Annotated in this window: 5 protein-coding genes, 1 rRNA gene and 1 pseudogene; 3 read left to right on the forward strand and 4 right to left on the reverse strand. The window is 72.2% G+C overall.

The window, feature by feature from the left end; all coding sequences use genetic code 11:
* Window positions 1-239 (reverse strand): 16S ribosomal RNA (locus tag ACFW1I_RS26025); the annotation flags it as partial.
* Window positions 240-902: 663 nt separating this feature from the next.
* On the opposite strand from ACFW1I_RS26025, the gene ACFW1I_RS26030 reads away from it, so the two are divergent.
* Together ACFW1I_RS26030 and ptsP are read left to right on the forward strand one after the other, a co-directional pair.
* Entirely contained in the window at window positions 903-1,352 is a 450-nt protein-coding gene (locus ACFW1I_RS26030; protein ID WP_319009726.1) for a PTS glucose transporter subunit IIA, read from the forward strand.
* Between the two features lie 80 nt (window positions 1,353-1,432).
* On the forward strand, window positions 1,433-3,103 hold the full coding sequence (gene ptsP / locus ACFW1I_RS26035; RefSeq protein ID WP_384674312.1) for a phosphoenolpyruvate--protein phosphotransferase: 1,671 nt from the start codon (window positions 1,433-1,435) through the stop codon (window positions 3,101-3,103).
* A 76-nt stretch (window positions 3,104-3,179) separates the two neighbouring features.
* Here ptsP and ACFW1I_RS26040 read toward each other — a convergent pair whose 3' ends face one another.
* From ACFW1I_RS26040 to ACFW1I_RS26050, 3 genes and pseudogenes are all read right to left on the reverse strand, one after another.
* Window positions 3,180-4,076 carry a hypothetical protein gene (locus tag ACFW1I_RS26040; RefSeq protein WP_384674315.1) on the reverse strand — a complete coding sequence of 299 codons (897 nt, stop codon included), beginning with the start codon at window positions 4,074-4,076 and terminating at the stop codon, window positions 3,180-3,182.
* A 37-nt stretch (window positions 4,077-4,113) separates the two neighbouring features.
* Complete coding sequence (locus tag ACFW1I_RS26045) at window positions 4,114-4,662, reverse strand: hypothetical protein (protein ID WP_384674391.1); 549 nt, start codon at window positions 4,660-4,662, stop codon at window positions 4,114-4,116.
* 161 nt (window positions 4,663-4,823) lie between these two features.
* A pseudogene (locus tag ACFW1I_RS26050) lies at window positions 4,824-5,333 on the reverse strand (MFS transporter); the annotation flags it as partial.
* Between the two features lie 116 nt (window positions 5,334-5,449).
* Here ACFW1I_RS26050 and ACFW1I_RS26055 point away from each other — a divergent pair.
* Window positions 5,450-6,769 (forward strand): aminotransferase class I/II-fold pyridoxal phosphate-dependent enzyme, encoded by a 1,320-nt coding sequence (locus ACFW1I_RS26055; protein WP_384674317.1) that lies wholly within the window; start codon window positions 5,450-5,452, stop codon window positions 6,767-6,769.
* Window positions 6,770-6,835 lie beyond the last annotated feature (66 nt).

Consider the following 6,835-nt stretch of genomic DNA (forward strand, 5'->3'; position numbering starts at 1 on the left):
CTGATAGGCCGCGGGCTCATCCTTCACCGCCGGAGCTTTCCAGTCCAGGAGATGCCTCCCGAACTCGTATCCGGTATTAGACCCCGTTTCCAGGGCTTGTCCCAGAGTGAAGGGCAGATTGCCCACGTGTTACTCACCCGTTCGCCACTAATCCACCCCGAAGGGCTTCATCGTTCGACTTGCATGTGTTAAGCACGCCGCCAGCGTTCGTCCTGAGCCAGGATCAAACTCTCCGTGAATGTGTACCCGACTGTGCTTAATTAAAAGCGCGGGTTCAACACTCGCGTTGAGCGGGACGGTCAGGTCGGAATGTGACCGACCGTCCACAGCGTCCTCGCTGTGTTTTGTTTCAAAGGAACCTCGACCATCCGAAGATGGACGGGGTATCAACTAATCTGGCGTTGATTTTTGGCACGCTGTTGAGTTCTCAAGGTGCGGACGCTTCCTTCGTTCCTGTTTCCAGGCCCTCCGGGCGCTTCCTTCGTTTCCGACTCTATCAGATCTTTCCGATCCGATTTCCTCGGTGCTTTCCGGTCCCGAATTGTTTTTCTCGGGGCCTTCCGGCGGGGTCAAACATTACCAGGCTTTCTCCGACCCCCTGACCACTCCCCCGCGCTCACCGGAGAGAACCGGGGCAGGCAGAGGTGTAGACCACTGGGGCTAGGATCTGGCTTGATGGTGCTGCCGACCCACGACTCAAGGCCGCGTTGGGGTCAAGCAGGAGTACGACAGTACATCCCACCGTCAGTAGAGGCAAATCGTTTCCGGTAGTCCCTAGGTCCGCCAAGTGGTACGTCTCGTGCGGAACCGGGACTTCTTATGACTTACGCTTCTGAACTAGTACGCGCCGCCCAGGACAGGTGTGGCGGCGCCACACGATCTCCGCCCCTGGGAGGCTTCCCATGTCAACCGTGACGTCGCCACTCGCTGGACGCGCCATCGGTCTCGCCAATGTTCCCGACCCGGTCTTCTCCGGTGCCATGGTCGGGCCCGGCACCGCCATCGATCCCGTACGCGAGCCCTCCGAGGCGGTCTCCCCCGTCGACGGGGTCATCGTCTCCATGCACCCGCACGCCTTCGTGGTCGTGGACGGCGAGGGGCACGGTGTGCTGACGCACCTCGGCATCGACACCGTGCAGCTCAACGGCCAGGGCTTCGAGCTGCTGGTGAACAAGGGGGACACCGTGACGCGCGGTCAGGCCGTCGTGCGGTGGAACCCCGCCGAGGTCGAGGCCGCCGGCAAGTCCCCCATCTGCCCCGTCGTCGCCCTCGAGGCCACGGCCGACTCGCTCTCCGGCGTCCGTGAGGACGGCGACGTGAAGGCCGGCGACCAGCTCTTCGACTGGAGCTGAGCCCGGTCCGTCGTCGGACGGCCGCGAGTACGACATTCAACGCGGCGGCACCGGCCGCCGCTCTATCGGAGACGGGTGAGATGGAGACAACGCTGCGAGGCGTCGGGGTCAGCCACGGAGTGGCGATCGGCCAGGTGCGGCACATGGGTACGGCGGTTCTCGAACCGCCCGCCAAGCAGATTCCCGCCGAGGAGGCGGAGCGCGAACAGGGGCGCGCCCGTCAGGCGGTGGAGGCCGTGGCCGCGGACCTGATCGCGCGCGGCAATCTGGCCGGCGGTGAGGCCCAGGCGGTGCTGGAGGCCCAGGCGATGATCGCCCAGGACCCCGAGCTCATCGCCGACGTCGACCGCAGGATCGCGGTGGGCAGCACGGCCGAGCGCGGCATCTACGACGCCTTCTCGCACTACCGCGAGCTGCTCGCGAATGCCGGTGAGTACATGGCGGGCCGGGTGGCCGACCTGGACGACGTGCGGAACCGCATCGTCGCCCGGCTGCTCGGTGTGCCGATGCCCGGTGTTCCGGACAGCGACGAGCCGTACGTACTCATCGCCCGGGACCTGGCGCCGGCGGACACGGCGCTGCTCGACCCGGCGCTGGTGCTCGGCTTCGTGACCGAGGAGGGCGGGCCGACCAGCCACAGCGCCATCCTGGCGCGTGCCCTGGGTGTGCCGGCCGTCGTGGCGCTGCCCGGTGCCGGTGAGCTGGCCGAGGGCACGGAGATCGCGGTGGACGGTTCCACCGGCGAGCTCTTCGTGAACCCGAGCGAGGACAAGAAGGCGGCGCTCACCAGGGCCGCCGAGGAGCGGAAGGCCGCGCTGTCCGCGTCCAGCGGTCCGGGCGCCACCTCGGACGGGCACAAGGTGCCGCTGCTCGCCAACGTCGGCGGCCCGGCGGACGTGCCGGCCGCGGTGGAGGCGGGCGCCGAGGGCGTCGGCCTGTTCCGTACGGAGTTCCTCTTCCTGGACGACAGCAAGAAGGCTCCGTCCGAGGAGAAGCAGTTCGAGGCGTACCGGCAGGTGCTGGAGGCGTTCCCCGAGGGCCGTGTGGTCGTGCGGGTGCTCGACGCCGGTGCCGACAAGCCGCTGGACTTCCTGACGCCGGCCGACGAGCCGAACCCGGCGCTGGGCGTGCGGGGTCTGCGGTCGCTGCTCGACCACCCGGAGGTGCTGCGGACGCAGCTGACCGCGCTGGCCAAGGCCGCCGCCGGTCTGCCGGTGTACCTGGAGGTCATGGCGCCGATGGTGGCCGACCGGACGGACGCGAAGGCGTTCGCCGACGCGTGCCGCGAGGCGGGGCTCCAGGCGAAGTTCGGCGCGATGGTGGAGATTCCGTCCGCCGCGCTCCGGGCCCGGTCGATCCTGCAGGAGGTGGAGTTCCTGTCGCTGGGCACCAACGACCTGGCGCAGTACACCTTCGCCGCCGACCGTCAGGTGGGTGCGGTGTCCCGGCTGCAGGATCCGTGGCAGCCGGCGCTGCTCGACCTGGTGGCGCTGTCCGCAGAGGCGGCCAAGGCCGAGGGCAAGAGCTGTGGCGTCTGTGGCGAGGCCGCTTCGGACCCGCTGCTCGCCTGTGTGCTGACGGGTCTGGGTGTCACCTCCCTGTCGATGGGCGCGGCGTCGATCCCGTACGTGCGGGCGACGCTGGCGAAGTACACGCTCGCGCAGTGCGAGCGGGCGGCGGCCGCGGCGCGTGCCGCGGACACGGCGCACGAGGCGCGGCTCGCCGCGCAGGCGGTGCTGTCCGGGGAGTGATCCCGGCGTCGTAGCGCGTGGTCCGGAGGGGCTTCCCGTCACCTGGTGGCGGGGAGCCCCTCCGTCGTGTCCGGGGTCAGAAGCCGCCGGTCCGGTGCTCGTGGGGGCCGGGGTCGAGGGGGAAGCCGGCGCGGTGGTCGACGCCGTGCTCGGGGGGAAGGGGTTCGCCGGTGCGGGCGTCGGTGCAGTAGGCGGCGAAGACCTCGGCCTCGGTGAGGGGGCTGAGGGTGCCGTCGGCGAGGCGCCAGCCGTGGAGGCGGTCGGGAAGCCCGGGGCGGGTGGCGCGCAGGACGAGCCCGCCCGGGGAGGCGAGGACGATGCCGGCGGCGAGGACGGCGCTGAACTCGGTGGCCGTGGTGGGGTCGTGGTGGCTGGTGCCGTGTTCGTCGCGGGTGGTGTGGAGGACGGCGATCAGGTGGTCGGCGGCGGCGGGGACGCTGCAGACGAGGTGGTGCGTGCCGGTGCCGGCGCCGTCGAGGAGGCTGAGGAGCAGCCGGGTGGCGCGGTCGAAGGCGTCGCGGCCGAGGTCGACGCCGCAGTCGGGGCAGTCCCCGGCGGTGGCGAGGACGGTGGTGGCGTACTCCCAGGTGGCCCGGCGGACGGCGGTGTCGACGAGTTCGGGGAGGAGGGCGGTGAGGGGCTGTCCCGTGTAGGTGACGCGGGCGCCGGTGGTGGCCAGGTGGTCGGTGAAGCGGCAGCGGCTGGTGGGGTGGTCGGGGTCGAGGCCGGTCTCGGCGCAGTAGGAGACGTACTCGTCGGGGTCGAAGAGGGCGACGGTGGTGTGGGTGCCTTGGCGGGCGAGGGATTTGAGGAGGGCTTCGACCTCCTTGAGGTAGGTGGGGTGGTCGTCGAAGGCGAAGGTGCGGTAGCGGCGCATGGCCGCGAAGTCCTGTTCGTCGGCGAGGAGACCGACGGTGCTGGGGATCTCGCGGCGCAGGGCGCGGCGGAGGCGGGTCGTGGTGGTGGTCGTCATGGCTTCCCCTCGGGTGTGGTGCGCCGATCACGGACGATCAGTGCTCACTCACCGTAATCGTCGGCACTGACAGTGACGGCGGGGTGGGTGCGACGCGGTCGCGGATGAGGCGGTGCTGGGCCGCGCCGGCGGCGACGAGGGCGAGGCCGAGCACGGGCCAGGCGAGGGGTCCCGCGGTCATGACGCCGGTGACGAGGAGGGGGCCGGCGAAGCGCTGGGTGGACTGGGCGAGGCCGTGGACGCCGAGGTAGGCGCCCTGGGCGTCGGCGGGGGCGAGGGCGACGGAGAGTTCCCACGAGGAGGTGGCGTGGATGATCTCGGCGAAGGTGAGGGCGACGACCGCGACGGCGAGGGCGGTGATGGCGAGGGTGCGGCCGCCGGCGGCGGAGACGGCGAGGGCGGTGGTGCCGACGACGAAGAGGCCGGTGAGGGGGACGAGGAGGCGGCGGGCGGCGCGGGTGGTGGCGCCGAAGCGGGCGAGCGGGACCTGGAAGAGGACGACGAGGACGGTGTTGAGGACCAGGAGGAGCGGGGCGAGGCCGACGGGGGCGTCGGTGGCGTGGACGATCCAGAGGGGGACGGCCACCTGCAGGATCGTGTCGTCGAGGAAGAGGGCCGCGTCGGTGGCGGTGTAGCCGAGGAAGGTGCGGTCGCGCCAGGGGCCGGCGGGCTTGGGGCGGGGGGGGGGGGGGCGCGGGGGGGGGGGCGGCGGGGGGGGGGGGGGGGGGGGGGTTCGGCGCAGCGCAGGGTGAGGGCGGCGATGGCCAGGTAGGAGAGGACGTTGCCGACGAGGAGGTAGGTGTACGCCTGGGTGGAGCCGGTGGCGAGGGCTGCGGCGGCTCCGACGCCGCCGATGGACCAGCCGATGTTGACGGTGGTGCGCTGGATGGCCTGGTAGCGGACGCGTTCGGCGCCGGCCTGGCGGGCGGCGTAGAGCTTGATGAGGACGCTGCCCGCGCGGTCGGGGAGGGCTCCGAGGGCGGAGTAGAGGGTGAGGAGGAGGAAGTGGTCGGTGGTGAGGAGGGCGAGGAGGGTGGCGCCGCGCATGAGCTGGGTGGCGGCGATGACGCGGACGAGGGGGAAGCGGTCGGCGAGGAGGCCGGCGAGCGGGGCTCCGGCGATGCCGACGCCGCCGGAGACCGTCATGAGGAGGCCGACCTGGGCGAGGCTCAGGCCGGAGACGTAGGTGAAGTAGAGGGCCGTGCAGCCGGCCCAGAGGCCGGTGCCCGTCTTGTCGATGATGCTGACGACGAGCATGCGGCGGCCGTCGCGGCCTCCGGGTATGCGGTCGAGCGCGGTGCGGTGCCACGAGGACGGGCGGCTCACGCGGTTCCCCCTTGACGCGAGTTATGTATTGGTACATAGTTTGGAACGTGGCAACACAATATTCGATCGAGGGGACGACGGCCAAGGGAATCGCCGCGTCCGTCGAACGCGGCGTGGCCGAGGGGGAGCTCGCTCCGGGCGACGCCCTGCCTCCCGTACGGAAGCTGGCGGACGACCTGGGGGTCAGTCCGGGCACGGTGGCGACCGCCTACAAGGAACTGCGCGGGCGGGGGCTCGTCGTGACGCGCGGTCGGGGCGGGACCGTGGTGGCGGACGCCCCCTCGGTGGCGTCACGTCGCCCTCCCCGGATGCCGGAGGGGCTCACGGACCTGGCGAGCGGTCTGCCCGATCCCGCCTTCCTGCCGGTGCTCCACCCGCCCGGCGAGGTGCGGCCGGTCTACGGCTCGCACCGGGCCGCGCCCCGGCTCGCCGCCCTGGAGGAGCTGACCCGGGCGTGGTTCCGGCGGGACGGGGTGCCCGCGGAGCGGGTGACCTTCGCGCACGGGGCGCTCGACTGCATCGCCCGGCTCCTCTCGGTGGAGCTGCGGCCCGGTGACGCCGTGGCCGTCGAGGACCCCGGCTTCCACCACCTCCTGGACCTGGTGCCCGCGCTGGGGCTGCGGATGGTGCCGGTCGCCGTCGACCGGGCCGGGATCACGCCGGACGGGCTGCGGGCGGCGCTGCGGGCCGGGGTGCGGGCGGTCGTCTTCACCCCGCGCGCGCAGTGCCCCACGGGGGCCTCGCTGACGCCGGAGCGGCGGGACGAACTGGGGGCGCTGTTGCGGGAGTTCCCCGAGGTCCTGGTGATCGAGGACGACTATCTCGCCGAGTTCGACGCGCCCCCGGCTCCCACCGTGAGCGCGCTGGGGCCGGCCCGGTGGGCGCAGGTGCGCACGGTCTCGAAGCGGCTGGGCGTGGACCTGCGGTGGGCCGGGCTGACCGGTGACGCGGTGACGCTCGCCCGGCACGACGGCCGGATGCTGATGACCTCCGGCTGGGTCAGCCATGTGCTCCAGGAGACCGTCGTCCGGCTGCTCTCCGATCCGGAGGTGGCACGGCTCGCGGCGCGCGGGGAGGCCGCGTACGCCGAGCGGCGGCGGGCGCTGGTCGACGCGCTCGGCGCGCGCGGCATCCGCGCGGTGGGGGCCGAGGGGCTGAACGTGTGGGTGCCGGTGCGGGACGAGTCCGCGGTGGTCAACGGGCTGCGGACGCACGGCTGGTGGGTGGCGGCGGGCGCCCGGTTCCGGATCGACGCGCCGCCCGCCGTACGGATCACCGTGTCCATGCTGCTGCCGGAGGCGGCGGAGCGGCTGGCGGCGGACTTCGCGCAGGTGCTCGGGGACGCCCAGGCGACGTACGGGGGCTGAGGCGGCGAGTGCGCGGGGGGCGGCGCCGGGGCGCGGCGCGCCGCCCGACCAGGAGAACGGCACCGG

The sequence above is a fragment of the Streptomyces sp. NPDC058955 genome (assembly GCF_042741435.1).
Lineage (GTDB): Bacteria > Actinomycetota > Actinomycetes > Streptomycetales > Streptomycetaceae > Streptomyces.